Below are 21,004 nucleotides of genomic sequence, written 5' to 3' on the forward strand. Positions count from 1 at the left end.
TGGAACTCCCGCTCCATATAATCATTTTGATCCACCAAACAATTTGCTCACTAACCAAATGACGATAGCTACTACGACTACAACCAATAGAATACCTGACCATACACCGGCCTTAAAAATACCTTCAATTGCTGCACAGCTCGATACGAGCACCAATAAGCTCGACATAAGTGCAAATGGAATTATCTTTTTCATAAATACCTGTTTTAATTATTAATCGGAAGTATGACAATACTGACGTTAAAAATGTTTTGATTCAAAGATGTTCATGTATTTTTAACACCTTGGTTCCGCTCTATCCGATATTTTATTGCATTAAATACTCAAGTGGTCCGTATTTTTTTTGTATAAAATAAAATCACTACGTTATTTCCACTCTAAAAATACGGTTATGAGTCCGAAAGAAGTTTTTGGGTATAGCATTTGATTCAGTTTACATAAATTATAAAATAATATTTAAACAATAATCGAATAAAGATATGGAAACTATAAACCAAAAAGCACAAAAAATGGGATTGGAAAAAGGCTATTATTTGTTATTGATGGCTATATTAGATCTGCCTGCCGAAGGCGACAAAAAAATGAAAAAGAAAAAGTAAGGTTGGTACCATCAGCAATAGGGAATATCCCGTGCTTGAAAAAGCTTTCGCCAAGCAAGATACAGGAATACTCCGCAATTAAAATGTGCCTTTTCCATGTAGGTGGAAAAGGCACCAATACGATGCATGTCACAGATTCTTCCGATACTCTTCAGGACTCATTCCTTTATTTGCTTTAAAAAATGTGCTGAAATAAGGTACATTTTCAAACCCGAGTTCAAAAGCAATTTCTTTTACTGTTTTAAAAGTGTGGTAAAGCAAACGTTCTGCCTCCAGTAAAATACGTCCACGGATAATCGTACCACAACTTGCTGCTCTTTTTTCTTGGCAGATCCGATTGAGATAATTGATTGATATATTTAATTGCTCTGCATAAAATGAAGGGTAACGCTTTTGAGCATAATAGTTATCGACCAGCAATTCGAAGCTTCGGATCTTATCGTCTCCTTCATCTACTCGTGCAGCGACTCCCTCGACTCCGAGATACCGCCCCAACATCTGTAAAAGCATAAACAAGTAGCGTTTCAATACATCCTTAGCGCTCAATTTAAATGAATTGTATGCCGTCAGCATGAGGTTTACGACTTCCAGACAACTCGTCCTTTCTTCTTTCGATGCCATCTTTCCATAGTTCGACAAGAACTTCCCAGGAACCAGCCATGGAAAAATTAACGGTACCCTCATAATAACCACGACCCATGCTCTCCGCCGCTACATTACCCGAAGAACCATGGCCCATGGACGGCATGTTGGTTTTTAATTTAATGACATAATGATCTAATACCGGAAAATGATGTCCATCCATTTTATTCATTAAAAATTGAATCTGATGCTTTCCGTGTTTTACGTTGTCGGGCAATAAACAGGATATAAATACACGGCTATCGTCTCTTGTCCCTGAGCTCATGGTGCGCATGCTTGCTGCCGCTGCAACTGGAATCTTAATGGCCAATGTGTCTTTTTTCCCCTCATGACTACGTATGGTATGCAATTGCCAGCCTATTCCCATTTGCGGGATATCCGCCATAATGAAAACCATAGGACTTCTATACCATCCTTCACCAAGTGCAAGAGGATGTTCATAAGGCCCGCCATGCTTCATGCGTCCCATACTCATCTCGGGATAGAAATCTAAGGTTTTGTCATTGATTGGATTTCCGGACTTATCTTTTACATGGAGGTAAACAGTGTGATATTTATTGTTGAGTTTGGCATCTGCGTATACGGTATAGCTGTTGTTACGCCAGGTCGTATCCGTTATGCGGACCAGATCAGACTCTTTGGGCGGGATGAGATCTGTTTCATCCCTCTTATTTTTTGCAGGATCAGTCGTACATGATGAAATTGAAAAAGTAATTAAAAAGGCAAATAGAGAGTATAACAATCCCTCGATAGTCCCTATACGGGAATAGATATTCATATGAATTGATTTAAAACTTTTGAAAATAGACAGTACCGGCTATCAGACAATAAGCCTATAGCACGTACTAAAAAACAAAATGATCTAAATCAAGGGTGGGTGAAAAATAGAAAAGATTGGTCTATAGGTATAATTTGCCTGATATTCCGGAAGTAGTGTTTCTACCGCTGCTTCTTCAAAAAAAGCGATATCAAGGTTAAAATTCTGCTGATTATTGATAAATACAACATCGATTATACGCGATTCGAGGTTCTTCTGTTCCTTCTCCTCATGTTCACGCATTTTCTTCATCAACACACACTGTCCTCGACAGGAAAGTGCCTTTTCGTTGAATCGATTGATACACTCGTTCTTAGCGATATAATCTCTATTTAGCTCAAAAACAGTCCATAGCCACACCGACGAGAAGCTCTGCAAGAGCATCAGCGGCAGTATTATCCATATCAATTGTTTTGCTTTCATGTATCGACAGTGCCACAAATATAATAATTATTGCTATTTGCCCCAAGACTTTAGCCCCTTCTGTAGCAGGCCTGTGTCGCCCTTCTCTTTTCAAAGTGATTAGCTCTTCCATAAAAACCAACAACTTTTAGTATATTTAGCTAGAAACCCCTGGCTTTGAGTAAATGAAATTTAACCCTTTTTTAGTTATTAAATTATTTCTTGGACTATTTATTTGCATTGGAATAGGTTTGACCATATTTATGATTATTCATGGCAGCAAAGTTGTGGGGGCCTATTTCGTTTCAGGACTTTTTATTCTTTTTCCAGGTATTATCCTATACGGTTTGACCGTTGGTTTTCGAGTATCTGAGAAAACGATCGAACGACAAACAGCACTACAGGAAAGTGTAACAGCCAATCACAAAGGCCTATCTCATCACGTCCCATTGCTAAATACAACACAATTTATTCCTTGGAATACCATCGAAACCGTTGTCTACCGCAACCACCACAGCGACGATAAGGCACAGTTCAGTTTCTATCTGACACAGCCCGCAGATCAAATCAAGTCGAAACAACCCGGCTGGATAGCCAAAGTACTTTTGCCTTTGATCACAAAAAGCAAAACGGTTATTATCGACGAGGATTGCATCAGTTTTCGCGAAATCCCCAAAATGCTAGAAAAATTCTTTGTCCCCATAAACTCCGTTAACATGAACGAAGTCCACGGAAAAGGAAGGTTGATAAGCTCAAATACCATCGTCAAAAACAATATAATTCGGGTCGAAGAATATTGGAAGCCAAATCCAGATTTTGAATCTGAAAAAGTCATTTATGACCGATATAACAGAACATTTGACCAACTAAAACAGTCAAAAAAAAACTAATATTTACAGAAGACATAAGAGCACAGCCAAATTTAAATTGCATATAAAAAACTATTTATCTAAGTTTGGCCCAATGAAAAAAATGCTCCTGTATTTTCTGACCTTATCATTGCTCGTCCAAGCGGGATGGGGTTATATTGTGATAGGAGCTTTTTATGCCAATAAGGACTATATCACCAAATACCTTTGTGTAAATCGGGATAAACCCCAATTGCATTGTAACGGTAACTGCGTGTTAATGAAAAAGATCAGAAAGGCACAAGAAAAAGAAAAGGAGAATCCAAGCGTCAAGCTTAAAGCTGAAGTTTACGATATTGTTGATTCCAATACTTTGTTTTCATTCACTCCTACTTCAATTGAAATTACCGTACTTCCCATTCCTATAAATGTTTCCAAATCCATCCGTAGAAATCCAAATAGATTACTACGTCCCCCTATTGCCTAATTAACCTTCGCTCAATGGGAGATCCATCCATTGAAAAATAATTTTAGACAAATTGATAATTAGGTAAAACCATTTCATGAAATACTCATTTTCAGTATTGCTTGTGTTATCAGGCAGTATTGTATATGCTCAGCATCCTTTACGGGATACAACTTCCGCACTTCGCGATAGTATTCGCCTGGAAGAGGCAATTGTCACTTCCAAATATTATAGAAAATACAAGTTAGACGCTGCTTCCAATACCCTAAAACTGCAGGTACCGCTTCTACGGCTACCACAAAACATCCAGGAAGTCGACCATAGTATCATCGTCGACCAGCAGGCCATCAATATAAACGAAAGCATCAGCAGGAATGTGAGTGGTGCAATGCGCAACAACACAGCAGACTTCTATGGTCCTTTTCTTTTTATGCGCGGTGCAGGTATCAACACGCTTCGAAACGGGGTAGATCTTTCTATGATCTATTATGGTCCTATGCCCGAAGATGCCAATATGATCGATCGGCTGGAATTTATCAAGGGGCCTTCTGGTTTTATGAATGCTGTTGGCGATCCCGCGGGATCCTTCAACCTCGTCACCAAAAAACCGACGGGTATACCTTCCAATCAGGTGTTCTTTCAGACAGGCAGCTGGGACCTCTATCGCGCTGGAGCAGATCTGGAAGGCCATTTTGATCAACAAAAAAAATGGCTATATAGAGTCAATGCCGTCGGACAGAAATCCCGCTCTTTTCAGCATTTTGCATTTAACGATAAGGTTGTGGTCAATCCGAGCCTGACCTACCGCATAGACACAACATCTTCTTTGACTGCAGAATATAGCTTTCAGCAGCAGTCTTTTCTACAGTACCTGCTCACGGTATTTTCACCCTACGGATTTGCATCCCTTCCTCGGGATTTTAGTATTGCCGATCCCACAAAAGACCCAGTTCAGGCTCAAGAACATACTGCTTTTCTGACCTACACAAAAAAAATCGGCCGAAATTGGAATCTCACTGCGAAAACGGCCTATGCCAACAGCCAGATGGATGGAAATTACTTTTTTGTGTCTGCATACGATAAAAACCGTCCGGACGAAATCAAACGACGTGTCACTTACGAACGATTTAAAACAGATGTTACTTCCGTTCAGATCTATTTGAATGGTATATTAAATACCGGCAACCTTGCACATCATATCCTGGCAAGTATTGATGGCAACCGAAAATCTTTACTGGGTTATTCGGGTTATAACGACAAAAATGCGAACCCGACCTTATATCCCTTAGATGTCAATAATCCGCAATATGGAGTCCCATTCTATGATAATAAAAAGACAGGCTCATTAGACAGCATAGCGACTAACAAGCAGCAGATCAAATATGTCGCCTTTTATCTCCAAGATGAACTGGCGTTCCTGCAGGACCGTTTACATTTGACCTTAGCGGCCCGGCTAACGCGATCGACAAGCCATATCGATATCCCTACCCCCTCTACAGTCTCAGATCTGGTGATTACCCCCCGAGTGGGCTTAAATTATGCGCTGACAGAAAGTGCATCGGCTTACGCCCTTTATGATCGTACGTTTACCACCCAGAGTGGTCTAAGCGCTGATGGTAAAACATTCTCGCCACTACGTGGCAAAAACTATGAGCTTGGTCTAAAAAAAGACTGGCGGGAAGGCAAATGGAACAGTACCTTATCGCTTTATCATATCACGAGAGACAATATTCTGGTAAGCGATCCTGCGACCAACCTGCAGTCACAGATCGGCCAGACGACATCCAAAGGAATTGAATTCGACCTCAAAGGTGAAGTTGTTCCGGGCCTCAATACAGTGATCAACTATGCCTATACAGATAGTTATATTTCTGCCGACGCCAATCCAGCACTGGTTGGCAAAGCAAGTCCCTACCGGGTACGACATATACAAAATACCTGGCTGAATTACCGGCTTCCATTCAAAAATGTAACAGGAATGAGTGTATCGGCAGGTTACCAGTATCAAGCAGGTAGAGCCGGACGTTATTCGCAGGACGATATCCCTTCGCTAGCACCGATCTTTCGATTGGATGCTGGTATCGGCTGGACGAATGGTAAGATCGCCATCAATGGACTTATCAATAACATCACCAACCGGTTCAATTATGGAAGTGCCTGGACACGCCCCACAGGCCTCTATGCCTACGTCCCTTATGCCCCGCGCGAATTTCGCATGAATGTTTCCTATAATTTCTAATGATGAAAACAATCACCAAATGGGCATTCCGCGTACACGGGTTCCTCGGACTGAGCACAGGGCTATTCTTTCTTATCTTGGGACTGACAGGCGCAGTACTGCTATTTCGCCATGATCTTGATCGCGCACTAAATCCCGATATTTATCACAGGCCCGCAAATGGACCTGTGATTTCTGCCGATAGCGCCTATCGGATTATCGCCACTGCCTTTCCCAATTTAGAAAAAATTGTACTCCATGATTTTCCTTTATCTTCCCATGAACCGTACGAATTTATGCTCTATCGAAAGATCAATGGTCCGGCAGACAATCATCTTAGCTTTGCATTTGTCGACGCCCACACAGGAGCAATTCTCCGGAAAGGCAATTATGAATCACTCGGCAGCTCATTTTTCAGATGGACATATGCGCTCCATTATAGCTTTTTACTGGGACGATTAGGCCAGACCTTTGTCGCAGCGCTGGGGATCCTGCTGTTGTTTACTATTTTCTCTGGCCTGATCGTTTATCGAAAACATCTTCTCAGCGTCTTGCTATTTAAAGTACCACTTTATAAGAATGGACGCAAATTGTATTCGTCCTGGCATCGCGTAGTCGGTGTCTGGTCTGCTTTGCTCAATCTAATTTTACTGGTTACCGGAGTTTGGATGAATCTCCCTGCTTTTCAGGAATTGTTTTCTGCAGAGACCGCCGCCCCGCATGTGCATGGGTCTTTCGCTTCAAAAACAGATTTGGACAAATTATTGGATTATTGCAAAACGACGTCGCCCGGTTTTCACCCTATTGCCATCAATATCCCAAAGAACACTGATTCCCCAATCTTGGTTCGCGGACAACTATCGAGTACCTCTTTCCCGTTATTTGGTGGAAAAGCAAGTCATTTTTCATTCGACGCTTCGACCGGTGCATGCCTCAATATACTGGACATCGACAGAGCCGATTCATCTAAAAAGGTCTCCTGGGCAATTTACCAACTCCATATTGGTGCCTTCGGCGGTTATGCATTACGGCTTTTTTATGCTTTGATTGGATTGACTCCCGCCCTCCTTGCACTAACAGGCTTTGTCCTTTGGACCCTGCGCAGTAAACGACAAAAAACAAAGCTGCAAAATAAGCGCTTGGAGATATGACATAAATTCCATCATTTGTTCCTGATAAAATAGATAAATTTGTTTCTCTTAAAATTATTACGATGATTAACAGAATAACAGCCTACTGGAATGATCGGAGCGCTTCTTGGCGCAAGGAACGGGATGAGGCTTGGTCCCGTCCGGAGACCGAACGCTGGCTTGACTTCTTTAAGTCTGTACGTAGCCAGGTTGCGGGCAACAAAGTCCTTGAGGTCGGTACTGCTACAGGATATTTTGCCAACATTATGACCCTGGCAGGTTTCGAGGTTACTGCCGTTGACCTCTCCCCCCAGATGATTGAATACGCAAACCTCGTCAGCCAGGAACTGGAACTCAACGTAGCTTATCAGGTCATGGATGCACATGCGCTGCAATTTGAGGCTAACACCTTCGATTTAGTCTTCACCAGATTGATGACATGGACCATTCCTGACCTTAAAAAATGTTACAGCGAGATGGAACGTGTGCTCAAACCCGGCGGAAAGCTGATCAATCTGGATGCCGATTTCGGAAAAACAGTTTTTAGTACCGAAAGACACGATGAATGCCCGTCCGGTGCTATCGATCAGATCAATGACATCAAATCGGCTCTCGAGATTAGCGCACACCAACGTCCGGCCAAAGACGTCGAACTATTAGAAGCTGTTGGATTTGATTCCATTGAAATCGATATGGACGCCCAAAATCGCATTCTGAAACTTCCTTTGGAAACGGAAGGCCTTTTTATGCTGGAAGCCGTTAAAAAATAAAATAGAGCTGCATCCAGTTAAGGCTTTTCACAGCCCTATATGGATAAGATACGATAGCGAGAACAAACAAAGTACCCCCAAAAAGTAGCTAACTTTTTGGGGATACTACAAAAATGGGAGTCTCCCATAACGGATTAAAACTTATAGCTAAAACTTCCCGCTACATTCAGCAGCTTCTGTGCATTAGCTGTGGTATAACCGATCCAATAATGTTCGTTGGTCAGGTTATCCGCTTTTACTCCAATTCTGAATTTCTTCGCATCATAGAATACATTGGCATTGAGGACTACATATTTGGGTAATTCAAAGGTTCCATTTGTCGTGTTGATAATTTTGTTGGCGCTGGCATAATTTCCTCCAAAGGCCAGGCCAAGTCCTTTTAGGTTATCCTCCGTAAACTGATAGGTCGCATTGAAATTTACTAACCATGGCGAAGAAGCCGTATTCGGCCTTTTACCCAAAACAGTAGCATCTGTCGTTTCCGTAAATTTGGAGTCATTGTAGCTCAATCCTGCGATCAATGAAAAACCTTTAACCAGATAAGCATTTACTTCCAGTTCAATACCTTTGCTGTTACGTTTTCCCATTTGCTGTTCGATCGCTCTTCCCTGCGGTGTGTAACCAATTGTCTGTAAGGTATTCTTGACATTGATGTTGTAGTAATTAAGTGTAGCATTGACTTTTCCGTGCCACAGATCGGCTTTAAATCCACCCTCCCACTGATTGGCTTTTTCAGGATCAGAAAGAGAAAGGTTAGAAGCCGTGTCTGAAACAAAATAACCATTACTGGTAAAGCTATTCTGATAGTTCCCAAACACCGAAAATTTTTCTTTCACAAGTTCATAAACTAAACCCAGTTTAGGTGACCACGCATGCTGTGTATATGCCGGAGTTTCATTGGAACCTTTCACGCCTCCATTGAATTTTACACTTTCATAGCGAATGGCCGTCATCAAATTTAAGCCCTCTACAGGTGTGATCATATTGGAAACGTACGCGCTGTAGGTATTTGATTTATTTTTCAATGGCCAGATAGAGCTATCCCATGCCGGCGTATTGCGGATTGAATTATAATAATTTGTTACATAGTCGGCATTGAAATTTGTATAATCCGTATTGCCTGTAAAGGGCACGAAGTCAATGACCCCAAAATAAAAGAATTGATCATTGCGTGTGCGTAAATAATCTCCACCCACCACGGTCCGGTTGCGCATACTACCTATATGAAAGTCAAAATTAAAGTTTTGCTGTACCTGTAGGTAACGTTGTTTGCTATCTGCAGTAGACTGGTCACCACGGTATAAACCAACTTCCTTGTCATTGGGATCGGCACCATAGGATTTTGTCGTGATGTAGAAATATGGGTTGAAACCATTCGAATAGCTATAAGCACTATTGATCGAAGTTGACGACCGGATATGTTCATTGATTTTATAATTGACCTGCCCGAACAAGTTACGCGTACGACCTGTATTGTATAAGCCCGATCCCACATACGGTTTTTTGTAATCGAGGCCGGCCTTCTCCAAGTCTTTCATTCCCGAAAAACCAAAAGCCGACAAAGGGCCGATGAAAAAGAAGTTCTGCTCAGACTGCGCCTTATTATCAAACATCTCATATTCTAGATTGATATCCACTTTATCATTTACCTTCCACGTTAGGCTGGGCGTAAACGCAAAATACTTATTGTGCACCTTGGGATTTTGAAAATTTCCCTCTGTTGTATAGGCCGTGTTAACACGAAACAAAACGCTTTTATCCTTTGTTAAGGGGGCATTGAGATCGGCTTGAGCACGATAGTAATCATATCTTCCGGCCGAGACCAAAACATTTCCAGCTAGACTATCGTAAGGCTTCTTGGTGACACGATTGATCACACCTCCATAAGAAGTCACATTACTTCCGTATAAGGTAGCTGACGGCCCTTTTAACACCTCTATTTTTTCGATATTCACGGCATCTACCGTACCACTTACTGGCGCTACCAAACCATTTCTCAGCGAATTATTTGAGATAAATCCACGCAAGTTGACATACGCTCCGCCATCACCGGCTCGCCCTGTTGCATTCCACATTTTTTGCAAACCAGTCACATTTCGATAGGCCTCATCGACGGTAAAAATCATTTGGTTTTCTAAAGCAACACGGTCAATTGAGGAGTAGACCTGCGGATTTTCAATCGCTCGAAGCGGCATTTTATTCGTGTATTCACTGTCTTTTTTGATGTAAGCATTAATAATAACCTCATCCATTTTATTCATTTTGACAGTGTCCTTTTGTTGCCCATGGGCAGCGATACTTGATAATACAGAAGCACTTAAGATCAACTTCTTCATGTTATGGTAATTTATTTGTAGTTATTTGTAATAGTGTCGAATCACGAGAAAGAGCGGAACAGAAAGCGCGAGCCAGCCCAAATAGTCCCATAGACCATCGCCCAATAATGCAGCAATTAGCCCAAATAGTGATAAAGCCGCTAATAGCATAGGCATGCCCCAAAGTTTTAGGAAGGTATTTTTCATGGTTAATATTCTTTTGCGATAAATAACTGCTGTTTTTCTGCGCGTCGTCGGGCAATCCATAAGTAGAGTCCCGTTACCAGAACGAGAATGGTGAAAATATCAAACACAGCCCAAACAATTTTAAGAACCGGACCACCATAATTTCCAAAATGCAGCGGTTCGGAAAAGAAAAGTGTATTGACATACCAGGGCATTTCCCGGCTATCGGTTACCAATCCAGTTTTCGCGTCAATCAGAACAGGCTTGAGTAACTTCGATGTCAGCTCCGTATTGCCGCGCATAAATACAGCATAATGATGCTTGCTCGTAAAAGGTGTCCCCGGATAGGCTATGACCGCAGCTTTCATGTCTTTCACTTTGTTTTCAGCCGCTACCTTTGCCTGCTCCAATGAACTATAATTGCCCTTGAGCGGCTCTTGATTTTTATAAGGTGCAGTCATTTCGGCCAGCTGCCCCCTGCTGCCAGAGACCGAGGATCACATCAGAGAGCGTATTGATGATGCCTGTAAAACCAACCACCACCATCCATGCTGTTAAAGCGATACCCAATAAATTATGTGTATCCAACCATTGCAGTCTTTTGGATCGATTCTTCCGTACCATTCCAAAATCATACTTTTTCATAATGGGTCCATAAAGTACAATCCCGGAGACAATAGAAATCATAAATAATATCCCCATCAGACCGAGGAACAATTTGCCGGGGATACCCAAAAACATATCGGTATGCAGTTTAAGGATAATATTCATCAGGCCATCGGTCTTGGGAGCCCCAAGCACCTCACCTGTATATTCATTGAGGACCAGATACTTACTTTTTTCATAAGGCGCATCAGGTTTGTCCACGACATCAAAAAGCACCTTATTCTTTTCATTTTCATCCCAGAACGCATACCGCACTTGCTCCCCAGGATACCTGGATGCCGCAATTTCTGCCAGCTTATCCAGACTCAATTTATGTTCTGTGATTACAGCCTCTTTATTTTCCTCCAATATATGTTCGATCTCTTCATGAAAGATCAACGGTAGTCCCGTAATGCAGAGGTAGAGAAGAAAAATGGTACAAATTAGACTTGTCCATTTATGCCAGTTGAACCAACGTTTTGCAGCCTTCAGTTTCATCGGTAGTTTTTTGCAAATGTATTATTTTTAATCAATCTAAATAATAAAAATAAATATTTATACTAAACCACTTATTTGAAGGCAGAAAACAGCACGATTGCCAACTTATATTGTAACAAAGCCGTCGATAGTCCCCCCTATCGACGTTTAAACATCAACATTTATGCAGTGACAAAAAGAATCTTTCTTATTCCAAAAAAAAGCCCGATATATGACCGGGCTTTTTATAAAAAATTAATTGCTATCAGGAGACAGCTTGATAAACTTTCCGCGGAAACGAAATGCGTACAGATACCCCCTTGCCATTCGTATTCTCGAACTTCACAGTTCCATCAATCCGCTTGATCAAATCTTTGCAGAGCGAAATTCCCAGTCCTGCACCTTGGTTGTTTTCAGCTTTCTTGCGATCCCAGCTATTGACAAAATTTAGGTTATGGAGGACTTCTAACGAAAGTTCTTCCCCTTCATTGCTGACGATGAGTTCCCATCGATCGTGTTGATCATCGATCAATTGCAGCGCAATGGTACCACCGACTCGCCCATATTTAATGGCATTGCTGATCACATTTCTAAGCACAAAAGCAAAGATTCCTTTATGGGTATCTACCCAAAAATCTGGATTTACCGAATTAAAGATCTGTATATTGAAACGTTGAATTTCTAGCGAATAGATCCCCAATACAGCTTCAATCTGATCACAAATATTACAGTTCTCGGTATTTTCAAGCTTATCCCGGAGCTGTGATTCTGTCCACAAAAGGACTTCCTCCAACATTGTTCGCGATCTGGCCACCTGTCCTTTTAAGTTTAAAAAGATAAGTTTAAGCTCTTCCTTATCGACCAAAGAAATATCATCGATGGCCAATAAAATTTCAACCGAAGCAAACGGAGCCCGGAGATCATGCGAGGCGATAGAAAGGACTTTAGTCTTAAAACTTTCGGCTATTTTTAATTCTTCATTATAATGTTGAATACGAATAGCCTGATCACTGAGGATGCTGTTGGCAGTTGTCAATTTGAGCTGCTCTACTTTTAGCTGGCGGTTTTTTCGGATTAAAAAGTAGATCAGCACTCCGATAAGCGTCTTACTGATGACTATTCCAACAATAAGTAAGGTAATAATAGTTTGGCTTTGCACAATTTTAGGTAATAAATTAACAATAATGACTAATGGAATTTCAAAACTAATCAATCACTTGCTAATTAAAAAATTTACCTTAAAAAAAATCACGGGTATTTCCATCCATGTTGAAATCTGCTCGACACCCTGGAAGCTAATTCATCAACGGTGTCGTTTCAACTCCCAAAGACACCTATCAAGTTTTTATGCTCGAGGGAAAATTTCAAGGTATACATAACGGAGATTCCCGCAACGGAAAATGGAAACTGTCCGATGATAATAAAACACTCACGATTAAAATAAGTATCATCTCCATCAAATTTAAGATAGAGTCTTTTGATGAGAAGAAACGTGTTATCAGCAGTGATAAAACCGGTACGTTGGAATATGAAAAAGTGGAGGAATAATTCAGTTTCTCACAACTTATTAAAAGAGCTAAGACCTATCGGTCAAAACTGAATTCCATTTCATTAAGCTACAAGAGAAACCACATCAACTACTATTGATGTGGTTTCTTTTTTCCTTCTTTCGTTTGATAGAGAGATGGGCGCGTTTAGCTTTATCTGTTTAGATCTTAGACATGCTAAAACAATAAATATTACCGCCAAAATCCGCGACATAGATTTCATTTCCTTGAATAGTGACTTCTGCCAAAATAGGCGTACCCAAGTTAATTTTTTGCACCAATGTCCCATCCAAATTCAACACATACAAATAACCATCCGATCCACCAAAAAATAGTTTTCCTGCCGCATAACGAATACTCGACTCAACAGTACCTACTTTCTGATGAAGATCAGGAGTCGAATAAGCAGAAGTATAGATGAGGGCTTCTCCGGTCTGAAAATTCCATTTTTCAGCTAAACTGTTACGATCGAAGGCTTTTATTCCATTTGTTGCTGTCGGCATGATCAGCAATTTCTCCGTTAAGAGTGGCGAAGCCATCACTTTAAAATCATCTTCGCTCTGTGTCTTATTAATTATGGTTCCTGTTTTTTGATCCAGTTGAAAAAGATTGTTCAACCCAGCTACATAAAAAGAGGTAGCATCAGCACCGGCCCCTCCAGTTCTAAACCGCAAGCCATCTTCATTTTTCTTCCACAGGAGTTTTCCGGTCTTGCAATCATGAACGAATAAGCTATTCCAATTTGCTCCTGTAATTAAATATCCATTTGTGACAAGCAGTTCCCCGGGCATCCCTTCCCCCCCATTCCAATCACGATTTTGCCATACCATGGTACCGTCATCGGCTTTTATTGCCGATAGATAGTTCCCGGCTCCTGTATAATAAATACCATCTTGAACAACACCAGCACTCACATATCCCGGAAGACGTCCCCCACTGAGATCCTTCTTCCATACAAGTTTACCATCCTTTTCATTAATCGCATAAACTGTTCCGCCCATATCAGTCGCTAATACTAAGCCATTGCAATAGGCTAATTTCTGTTTAACAGAGTTTTGAGTCCCGAAGGTCCAGATGATTTCTCCCGACTGCTTTGTCAACGCCTGAATTTTACTTTTACCGCCAAGGGCATCATCCATACTGGCAACATAAATCCGTTGCCCCTGTACAAGTGGTGAACTTTTCCATACATTTGCGCCAATATTTTTTGACCATTTCAACTTTAATAAATTTACTGGGGTAGGTTCATTATTCCATGCAAATTTCTTCAATGCCTGTGTACCGTCGCCGTAATTAACCTCCAGCATGACTTCTTGTTTCTGATTCAGATGACTTCTCCCAGCAATAGTTCCGCGCCAGTTCCAGTCGCTTGCCGGATTCAACTCAGCTGTTTTAAGTACAGTCCCTTCTTGATTTAACAGTTTAGCATATACCGAAAGAATACGCTTTTCGGTATGGTATACGCTGGCGCTAATTTCTATTTCTTGTGTCTTTGAAATCTGCATCTGTTTGCTTTGCGGATAAATCAACGAAATATGTTCAGCCAGATAAGGGTAAGTCGGAGTTATTTTGCTAACCCCGTTCTTATCTACATCAATGACCATGAATTGCGCTACAGAATTGTCTATTCCGCCTTTATTAGGTGCATTTGTGGATATAACTGCTACGCCATTCCTACTTCCAAAACTATAGTTATTATGCCAATGTCCATACAGAAAGGCTTTTAGATTATACCGTTTTAAATCAATAGAATCTGTTTTACCTTTCATCACGAAATCTTTACCAACAATCAGATCATGATTGATAAAAACAAGTGGTTTATCGTTCGCTTTCAGAGCAAGATCTTTTTTGAGCCAGGCGATGACCTGATCCTGATTATAACTCGGAGCATAGTCTCCGCTGGGCATAGGAGTTACCACAAAATATGCCGGTCCGGCCTCAAATGAATAGTAAGCGGGGCCAAATAAATCTTCAAATAGCTTCTCCCCATATTCGCCTTTGACAAGATCATGGTTGCCTACCGTATAATAGGTTGGAACTCCCATGAGCTCGGTATTGACCTGACGGGCATGAAACTGCATGCCCGGTTCATAGCAGATATCGCCCGTGTGCATAATCAGTGCGGCATGTTGTTGCTGTGAAAACTTACGTACATTATCAATCCATTCTCCATATAGAGGTGTTTCTGTATCCGTAATCTGGATAAACCGAAGCTTATCGCCAGACTGTTTTTCATCCTTGATTAAGCCAAAATCATAATTTTCTAATTTAGGGTCAATTTTTAAGTAATGAGTACCGCTCGCTTTATGACCAGCAGGGATACGCACAAAAAGAAATCTTGCATTTCCACTCTTTTTCAAGTTGAAGCTTCCATCAGCAGCGGTCGGTACGACGTCATAGCCATCGGATACTACAACATCTTGCATTCCTTTTTCATTTCCATCCATCTTCTTGTTCCTATTATCATCCAAAAAGACACGGCCCTTATACTGGGCAAACATGGCATTACTGCACAATAATAAGAACGGAAGAATAAGTTTCTGTAGAAGTTGTCTCATGTCAATATTCTAAATTAAAGGGCAAAGATAAAATCGTTCCGCTAGTGGATTAACCTATCTTTACCCTTATGCTTTGTAAAAAATAATTATTTTTACCAGAAGTTCGTTTGAACCAATTTGCTACCATCCAGTACCATTTGGCTATTGGCAACTGGATAATAATAATATTTAGGTTTTTCAAAGGTCTTCTTCTTATCTCTTGCTACCGTAAACATAATATGTCCATTATTTCCATTTTCAAGATAAATAGATGTATTATTGCCATTGGCATCCTTCAAATAATAGAGGGAAATATTTTTCTTTTCCTCTTCTGTCAAATCTTTGATCGGACCGGTATCTTTTGCAGATTCGAGTATGGCAATATCAACTTTTCCATCACCGGTCACATCCATTGCACCCAAGGCCTTTACATACATCCCTTGTTGTTGATCAGCCAGCCGTTCGCCAACTTCCCAACGGAAGACGTCTCTGTATCGCTGCCCCTCACAAGCCAGTTCTACACGTCTTTCTCTTCTAATTTCCAAAATAAGTCCTACGTTGCCACCTTTTACATTTGGGTAGTAAGCTTGCATGATAGGATCCACATTAGCATTTGCTTCTCCCAGCTGCATACTCGGCATTCCTACACGCATACGCAGCAGATTGATTGATTTGTCAAGATCAGCCTGACTCGTGAGGATTCCCAGCTCAGCTTTAGCTTCGGCAAAAATTAATAAGATTTCAGCGTAGCGAAATACAAAGGCATCTGTATAAGCAGCTTCCCAGCTAATCATATCCGCTATTTCAGGATAAAACTTGATCTGGTTGTATCCGCCCAAAGTAGGTTTAAGACGCTGTGGCGTTGAAGCATTGACAGCCTGAAATCCAGGTTTCATAAAAGTCTGTTCAAGACGTGGATCGCGGTTCACAAAAACCTGATCAATATTCTTCGTTTTATAATCGGCCTGTTGCGTAAAACGCTTTCCATCTTTCATCAGATAACTTTCCATGAGCGTTTGGCTCAGCGCCCATTCGTAATCCAATACAGTATGGGCATTACGTCTTCTTCCCAAATCCTTATCATAATCTATAAATAGGATGGTTTCGGGATTTGCCTGCAGATTCAGGCTGATAAATAGATCCCGATAGGCACGATTGACACCGCCTGCGTTGCTGATCGAAAATTTAGCCGATTTCATTATTTCTTCAGCAGCGGAAACTGCACGCTGCAGAAAGGTATTAGCCGATCCGCTCAGATTCAGATAGGTGTGATATTTACGAAAAGTTCCTTCCTGTAAAGCGAACTGGGCCAATTGCGCCAGCGCTCCCCACTTTGTGACCGTCGACTTGTGACCGTCGGGTTTGATATTGGCAGCCGCAAATTCGAGATCCGCCATAATAGAATCTACCACAAGTGTTCGGCTATCTTGCTTTTTGTTCAATAGGTCAAGATCCGAGGTTCCCATGGTCTTTCCATACCAGGGCACATCACTATACTGATTGACCTTATCGATATAGAATCGTGCACGGAAGAACCTTGCAATTCCAATATAATGATTCACATCAATGGCACTAGCACCCTTCACACGACCAGCGTTTTCGAGGAAGAAATTAATATTTCGCAGGGCAGACCAGCTCCATACAGCAGCATTCTGAGCTGTCACCCCACCACGCATGATCTCATCAATGGTACTACCGGAATTATGATGTGCCAGGTTATCTGTTCCAAGATCCGCTATAGGGGCACTCAAACTACCGTAAAAACCATCAGTATATGTCTTCAGATCGTTTACATTACTGAAAAACACTTCCGGTGTAACCGATGTGGTCGGATACCGGTCCATAAAATCATCGTTACAGCCCATGATGAGGAACAGTACCCCCAACAGCGCTCCAACCTTGATTAGTTGTCTTTTTATATTTTGCATGATAATAGTCATTTTAGAAATTAAAGTTTAAGCCAAACGAATAAGTCCTTTGAAAAGGATATGCCGTTCTATCGCCAACAATCTCAGGATCAAGATAATCCATGAGCTTCGTAAACTCAAGTAGGTTCTCACCGCTGACAAATAGACGTAATCGGTCTATCCCCCATTTGTCAGTTATCAGTTTAGGAAGTGTATATCCTAAAGTCACATTTTTAACCCGCAGATAACCGGCATTCTGCAAATATTTCGTCTGTGTGGCAGCCAATTCAATTCCGCTCTGCTCAGCTACATAAGATTTTGGCCTTGGTAAATACGCATTTGGATTTTCAGGTGTCCAATGGTCCAGATTAAACTTGGTCAAACTTGCCCAGGGCTGCGCATAGATTCCCCAGAAGTAATGGTCACCACCTGGAGGGTAATAATTACGTTTTCCAACCCCCTGTAAGAAGACACGCAGGTCAATTCCATTCCAGCTTGAATTTAAGTCTATCCCGTAGCTGTAACGCTGTCTCGAATTACCGATGATCTTATAATCGCCGTGATTGTCTAAGGTCCAGTCCCCGCGGTTTATTTTGCCATCGCCGTTGATATCGGCAAACTTGAGATCACCCGGTTCCAATCCCCGTGTACCAGGATAAGAAGTGACATCATTTTGATTGGCATGTGCCTTGATCTCTTCTTGCGACTGGAAGAACCCTAATGTAGTCAGTCCCCACATTTCACCTAATTCCTGACCGACGTAATAATCGTTTAAGTTATTTTTCGGATTGCTGTATTTGGTTATATAGGCTCTGCTATCCGCTAGATTGACTCTTGCGGAGAATGAAAATGGCTTACTCGCCACCATAAATTCTTTATTATAGCCGAGTGTCAGCTCCCATCCATTCGTTTTTAAGTTGGCAGCATTTTCTAGTGGCACACCAGTACCCAGTACAATCGGCAAGGTACGGCCTGCGGTTAGCATATCTTTTGTATCGCGACGATAGATATCAAACGAGCCAAAAAACTGATTCTTAAACAAGCCAATGTCCACTCCAAAATTGGACTGCGTAATAGTTTCCCATGTCAGGGTCGATGATACTAATCCCGGACTACCCACGATAGGTACGATCTTGCCATCCAAAATAGCTCCGCTACCTTTGGACATATTGGCAATATAAGGGTAATAGTTGTCCCTGAGATCCTGGTTTGCCAATGAGCCGTATGATCCCCTTAATTTAAAATTGGATACGGTTTCCTTAATCGGCTGAAAGAAGTTTTCCTGCGAAACTACCCAAGCCGCCGATACCGAAGGATTAAATGCGAATCGATCTTTTTTAGGAAACCTTGAAGAACCATCGTAGCGTAAATTAGACTCGAGGATATACTTGTCTTTGTAGGTATAGTTCAATCTGGCAAAAGCCCCGCGTACTGACCAAGCATAATCTGAAGCACCAACAGAAGGAGTTTGACCGGTCGCAAGTCCGATTGTCGGCAGCGAATTGGAAATCAATTGATCCCGGGATGCCGAAAAAGATTCATAGATCCGTTCTTCCTGATTGAAACCTAGCATGACGGAAAAATAGTGATCTTTAAGTGTCCGTTGGTATTGCGAATAGATGTTGTACACATTATAACGTGTTTCAGCACTTCCATTGGAGGCATAACTGTTAAAGTTCTGCTTGTTCATCACGTTAGGCCCCGTACTGTAGGCAAGCGGTAACTGAAAGAAATGCGATTTTCCTGAAATCCGTCTAAAAGTTGCATCCCCATTTAAGGTCCATACATTTTTGATGAAGTCGATTTTTGCACCAAAACTGGTCTGAAAATCATTATTTCTACTAATACTGCGGCCACCTTCAGCGACAGCACCAATCATATTTACCCCCGCTTCGGTATAGGTGCCATCTGGATTGTAAACCGTATTTAGCGAAGGCTGGCGGTTTACGTTATGCCAATAGAGATAACCCTGATCGATTGCCGACGGCTGATCATATTTGTCGTTTGTAAAGGTGGTGTTATTGGATAAGGTAAACCAATCCGTAATTTTATAATCGCCTTTTGCCCTAAAGTTATATCGGTCATACGTATCTGGGCTTATCCGTAACATTCCATTTTGTCTATAATACTCGCCCGAAAGATAAAATGAAGAACGTTCATTTTTTTGAGCAATACTGATATTGTTGGTATAAGAAGGCTGGATATCTTTGTAAACTTCTTTAAACCAATCAGTAGACCCCAGGTAGATATAAGCATTTGGATTTTGCGGGTCGACAATCACACGTGGTAATGATGGATTTTCGCTCAGCTGTTTACCATATTCAAGCATTTTCTCATCGTAAAGATTGTACCAGGGAGCAGACATAATATTTCTGTATTTCATGACCTCGTAGGGATCATCTTCTATCTCCACTGTCCGTGTAATTGCCTTCGCTCCAAAAATCGAATTGGCGGTCACCTTGATATCCTTCGTCGTACCCGATTTTGTGGTCACTAAAACAACACCGAAAGCAGCACGACTACCGTAGATTGCTGCTGATGCAGCATCTTTTAACACTGTCACACTAGCGATATCCATCGGATTCATCCTATTTAGCTCATCGTTGGTCGCAGGCACTCCATCAATAACAATCAGTGGACCTCCACCTGAAAGCGATGTGTATCCACGCACATTAATGCCCGGAGAACTATTTGCTCTTCCCGATGTAGGTGTAATATTAAGATTGGCCATCGCTCCTTGCAAAGCTGTCCCAACGTTAGTAATAGGCCTACTTTCCAGAAACTTTTCACCGATCTGATCGACAGCTCCAGAAAGGTTGATCTTTTTCTGTGTACCATAACCAACCACGATAACTTCGTCGAGGTGAGATTCGGCAGTTTCCATTAACACATCGGCACTTCTCTTATCTGATACATTAATTTCGACATCTTTATACCCCATGAAACGAAATAAAAGGATTGCTTTCTCAGGAACACGTATGCTGTATCGACCGTCCTTATCCGTTTTTGTTGATATTCCCGAGACACCCAATACTGTGACAGTTACTCCGGGCATTGGTCCCGTTGCATCCTTTACGACACCCGAAACCTCACGATCTGTCTGTTTTTTTTCTTTGATAACAATGGTACTTCCCATAATGTCAAAGATCAGATTACGTCCGCGTAATGTCTTTGCAAGGGCTTCTCTCACATCAGATCCTGCTACTGAGATATCTACGCGCGAAGCATTTTCAAATAGCCGTTCGTCGTAAAACAGACGCAACTTGGTCTGTATAGAAATTTCTTTCAGAACAGTTTCAATCGTCGCATTTTTCAAGGATAGATTTACTTCTTGGGCATATCCTGATGCCCGGGCACCAAATGTAAATGCCAGCAGCAGTATACAAATCAACTTCATAGTCAGTATGACTTTAATGCTTAGGGTATAAGAATGACTTCTCCGGTCCCCCCATGCTATTAATGGAGAAAAAAATTTCATAACTTTGAATTGTTAAGGGT

At 41.4% G+C, this 21,004-nt stretch carries 18 protein-coding genes; 6 read left to right on the forward strand and 12 right to left on the reverse strand.

Annotated elements, in window-relative coordinates; translation table 11 throughout:
- Positions 1-21: 21 nt before the first annotated feature.
- The 4 genes from B3C94_RS20335 to B3C94_RS20350 form a co-directional block, all read right to left on the reverse strand.
- Entirely contained in the window at positions 22-195 is a 174-nt protein-coding gene (locus B3C94_RS20335) for a hypothetical protein (RefSeq protein ID WP_167512259.1), read from the reverse strand.
- 533 nt (positions 196-728) lie between these two features.
- Positions 729-1,220, reverse strand: coding sequence for a helix-turn-helix domain-containing protein (locus B3C94_RS20340; protein WP_293907147.1), 492 nt, complete (start codon positions 1,218-1,220; stop codon positions 729-731).
- Complete coding sequence (locus tag B3C94_RS20345; protein WP_293907149.1) at positions 1,147-2,019, reverse strand: FixH family protein; 873 nt, start codon at positions 2,017-2,019, stop codon at positions 1,147-1,149. Before B3C94_RS20345 ends, B3C94_RS20340 begins: the two co-directional genes overlap by 74 nt.
- Before the next feature lie 84 nt (positions 2,020-2,103).
- On the reverse strand, positions 2,104-2,481 hold the full coding sequence (locus tag B3C94_RS20350; RefSeq protein WP_293907152.1) for a hypothetical protein: 378 nt from the start codon (positions 2,479-2,481) through the stop codon (positions 2,104-2,106).
- 164 nt (positions 2,482-2,645) lie between these two features.
- On the opposite strand from B3C94_RS20350, the gene B3C94_RS20355 reads away from it, so the two are divergent.
- From B3C94_RS20355 to B3C94_RS20375, 5 genes are all read left to right on the forward strand, one after another.
- Positions 2,646-3,350 carry a hypothetical protein gene (locus B3C94_RS20355; protein ID WP_293907154.1) on the forward strand — a complete coding sequence of 235 codons (705 nt, stop codon included), beginning with the start codon at positions 2,646-2,648 and terminating at the stop codon, positions 3,348-3,350.
- A gap of 73 nt (positions 3,351-3,423) precedes the next feature.
- Entirely contained in the window at positions 3,424-3,795 is a 372-nt protein-coding gene (locus B3C94_RS20360) for a hypothetical protein (RefSeq protein ID WP_293907156.1), read from the forward strand.
- A gap of 76 nt (positions 3,796-3,871) precedes the next feature.
- On the forward strand, positions 3,872-6,013 hold the full coding sequence (locus B3C94_RS20365) for a TonB-dependent siderophore receptor (protein ID WP_293907158.1): 2,142 nt from the start codon (positions 3,872-3,874) through the stop codon (positions 6,011-6,013).
- Complete coding sequence (locus B3C94_RS20370; protein WP_293907160.1) at positions 6,013-7,143, forward strand: PepSY-associated TM helix domain-containing protein; 1,131 nt, start codon at positions 6,013-6,015, stop codon at positions 7,141-7,143. The genes B3C94_RS20365 and B3C94_RS20370 overlap by 1 nt, the downstream gene beginning before the upstream one ends.
- A gap of 62 nt (positions 7,144-7,205) precedes the next feature.
- Positions 7,206-7,892 carry a class I SAM-dependent methyltransferase gene (locus tag B3C94_RS20375; protein ID WP_293907162.1) on the forward strand — a complete coding sequence of 229 codons (687 nt, stop codon included), beginning with the start codon at positions 7,206-7,208 and terminating at the stop codon, positions 7,890-7,892.
- Between the two features lie 134 nt (positions 7,893-8,026).
- On the opposite strand, the gene B3C94_RS20380 is transcribed toward B3C94_RS20375, so the two are convergent.
- The 5 genes from B3C94_RS20380 to B3C94_RS20400 form a co-directional block, all read right to left on the reverse strand.
- Complete coding sequence (locus B3C94_RS20380; protein WP_293907164.1) at positions 8,027-10,228, reverse strand: TonB-dependent siderophore receptor; 2,202 nt, start codon at positions 10,226-10,228, stop codon at positions 8,027-8,029.
- Between the two features lie 21 nt (positions 10,229-10,249).
- Entirely contained in the window at positions 10,250-10,414 is a 165-nt protein-coding gene (locus tag B3C94_RS20385) for a hypothetical protein (protein ID WP_293907166.1), read from the reverse strand.
- 2 nt (positions 10,415-10,416) lie between these two features.
- The gene (locus tag B3C94_RS20390; RefSeq protein WP_293907168.1) at positions 10,417-10,854 is read right to left on the reverse strand and encodes a PepSY-associated TM helix domain-containing protein; all 438 of its coding nucleotides are present in this window, start codon (positions 10,852-10,854) and stop codon (positions 10,417-10,419) included.
- Positions 10,838-11,536: a PepSY-associated TM helix domain-containing protein gene (locus B3C94_RS20395; RefSeq protein WP_293907170.1), complete on the reverse strand. Its 699-nt coding sequence runs from the start codon at positions 11,534-11,536 to the stop codon at positions 10,838-10,840. Before B3C94_RS20395 ends, B3C94_RS20390 begins: the two co-directional genes overlap by 17 nt.
- A 244-nt stretch (positions 11,537-11,780) precedes the next feature.
- Positions 11,781-12,674: a sensor histidine kinase gene (locus tag B3C94_RS20400; protein WP_293907172.1), complete on the reverse strand. Its 894-nt coding sequence runs from the start codon at positions 12,672-12,674 to the stop codon at positions 11,781-11,783.
- 188 nt (positions 12,675-12,862) lie between these two features.
- On the opposite strand from B3C94_RS20400, the gene B3C94_RS20405 reads away from it, so the two are divergent.
- Positions 12,863-13,063, forward strand: coding sequence for a hypothetical protein (locus B3C94_RS20405; RefSeq protein WP_293907174.1), 201 nt, complete (start codon positions 12,863-12,865; stop codon positions 13,061-13,063).
- Positions 13,064-13,223: 160 nt separating this feature from the next.
- Here B3C94_RS20405 and B3C94_RS20410 read toward each other — a convergent pair whose 3' ends face one another.
- From B3C94_RS20410 to B3C94_RS20420, 3 genes are all read right to left on the reverse strand, one after another.
- Positions 13,224-15,620, reverse strand: coding sequence for a PQQ-binding-like beta-propeller repeat protein (locus tag B3C94_RS20410; protein ID WP_293907176.1), 2,397 nt, complete (start codon positions 15,618-15,620; stop codon positions 13,224-13,226).
- A gap of 92 nt (positions 15,621-15,712) precedes the next feature.
- Positions 15,713-17,527: a RagB/SusD family nutrient uptake outer membrane protein gene (locus tag B3C94_RS20415; protein ID WP_293907178.1), complete on the reverse strand. Its 1,815-nt coding sequence runs from the start codon at positions 17,525-17,527 to the stop codon at positions 15,713-15,715.
- A 13-nt stretch (positions 17,528-17,540) separates the two neighbouring features.
- On the reverse strand, positions 17,541-20,903 hold the full coding sequence (locus B3C94_RS20420) for a TonB-dependent receptor (protein WP_293907180.1): 3,363 nt from the start codon (positions 20,901-20,903) through the stop codon (positions 17,541-17,543).
- Positions 20,904-21,004: the final 101 nt, after the last annotated feature.

This window comes from Sphingobacterium sp. UBA5670 (assembly GCF_002420705.1).
Classification (GTDB): Bacteria; Bacteroidota; Bacteroidia; order Sphingobacteriales; family Sphingobacteriaceae; genus Sphingobacterium.

Bases quoted from the DNA above. Each gene is read 5' to 3' on its own strand.
- B3C94_RS20340 (WP_293907147.1), bottom strand. From the start codon at position 1,220: ATGGCATCGAAAGAAGAAAGGACGAGTTGTCTGGAAGTCGTAAACCTC.
- B3C94_RS20420 (WP_293907180.1), bottom strand. From the start codon at position 20,903: ATGAAGTTGATTTGTATACTGCTGCTGGCATTTACATTTGGTGCCCGG.
- B3C94_RS20385 (WP_293907166.1), bottom strand. From the start codon at position 10,414: ATGAAAAATACCTTCCTAAAACTTTGGGGCATGCCTATGCTATTAGCG.
- B3C94_RS20350 (WP_293907152.1), bottom strand. From the start codon at position 2,481: ATGAAAGCAAAACAATTGATATGGATAATACTGCCGCTGATGCTCTTG.
- B3C94_RS20415 (WP_293907178.1), bottom strand. From the start codon at position 17,527: ATGCAAAATATAAAAAGACAACTAATCAAGGTTGGAGCGCTGTTGGGG.
- B3C94_RS20375 (WP_293907162.1), top strand. From the start codon at position 7,206: ATGATTAACAGAATAACAGCCTACTGGAATGATCGGAGCGCTTCTTGG.
- B3C94_RS20410 (WP_293907176.1), bottom strand. From the start codon at position 15,620: ATGAGACAACTTCTACAGAAACTTATTCTTCCGTTCTTATTATTGTGC.
- B3C94_RS20355 (WP_293907154.1), top strand. From the start codon at position 2,646: ATGAAATTTAACCCTTTTTTAGTTATTAAATTATTTCTTGGACTATTT.
- B3C94_RS20380 (WP_293907164.1), bottom strand. From the start codon at position 10,228: ATGAAGAAGTTGATCTTAAGTGCTTCTGTATTATCAAGTATCGCTGCC.
- B3C94_RS20345 (WP_293907149.1), bottom strand. From the start codon at position 2,019: ATGAATATCTATTCCCGTATAGGGACTATCGAGGGATTGTTATACTCT.
- B3C94_RS20390 (WP_293907168.1), bottom strand. From the start codon at position 10,854: ATGACTGCACCTTATAAAAATCAAGAGCCGCTCAAGGGCAATTATAGT.
- B3C94_RS20335 (WP_167512259.1), bottom strand. From the start codon at position 195: ATGAAAAAGATAATTCCATTTGCACTTATGTCGAGCTTATTGGTGCTC.
- B3C94_RS20360 (WP_293907156.1), top strand. From the start codon at position 3,424: ATGAAAAAAATGCTCCTGTATTTTCTGACCTTATCATTGCTCGTCCAA.
- B3C94_RS20370 (WP_293907160.1), top strand. From the start codon at position 6,013: ATGATGAAAACAATCACCAAATGGGCATTCCGCGTACACGGGTTCCTC.
- B3C94_RS20395 (WP_293907170.1), bottom strand. From the start codon at position 11,536: ATGAAACTGAAGGCTGCAAAACGTTGGTTCAACTGGCATAAATGGACA.
- B3C94_RS20365 (WP_293907158.1), top strand. From the start codon at position 3,872: ATGAAATACTCATTTTCAGTATTGCTTGTGTTATCAGGCAGTATTGTA.
- B3C94_RS20405 (WP_293907174.1), top strand. From the start codon at position 12,863: ATGCTCGAGGGAAAATTTCAAGGTATACATAACGGAGATTCCCGCAAC.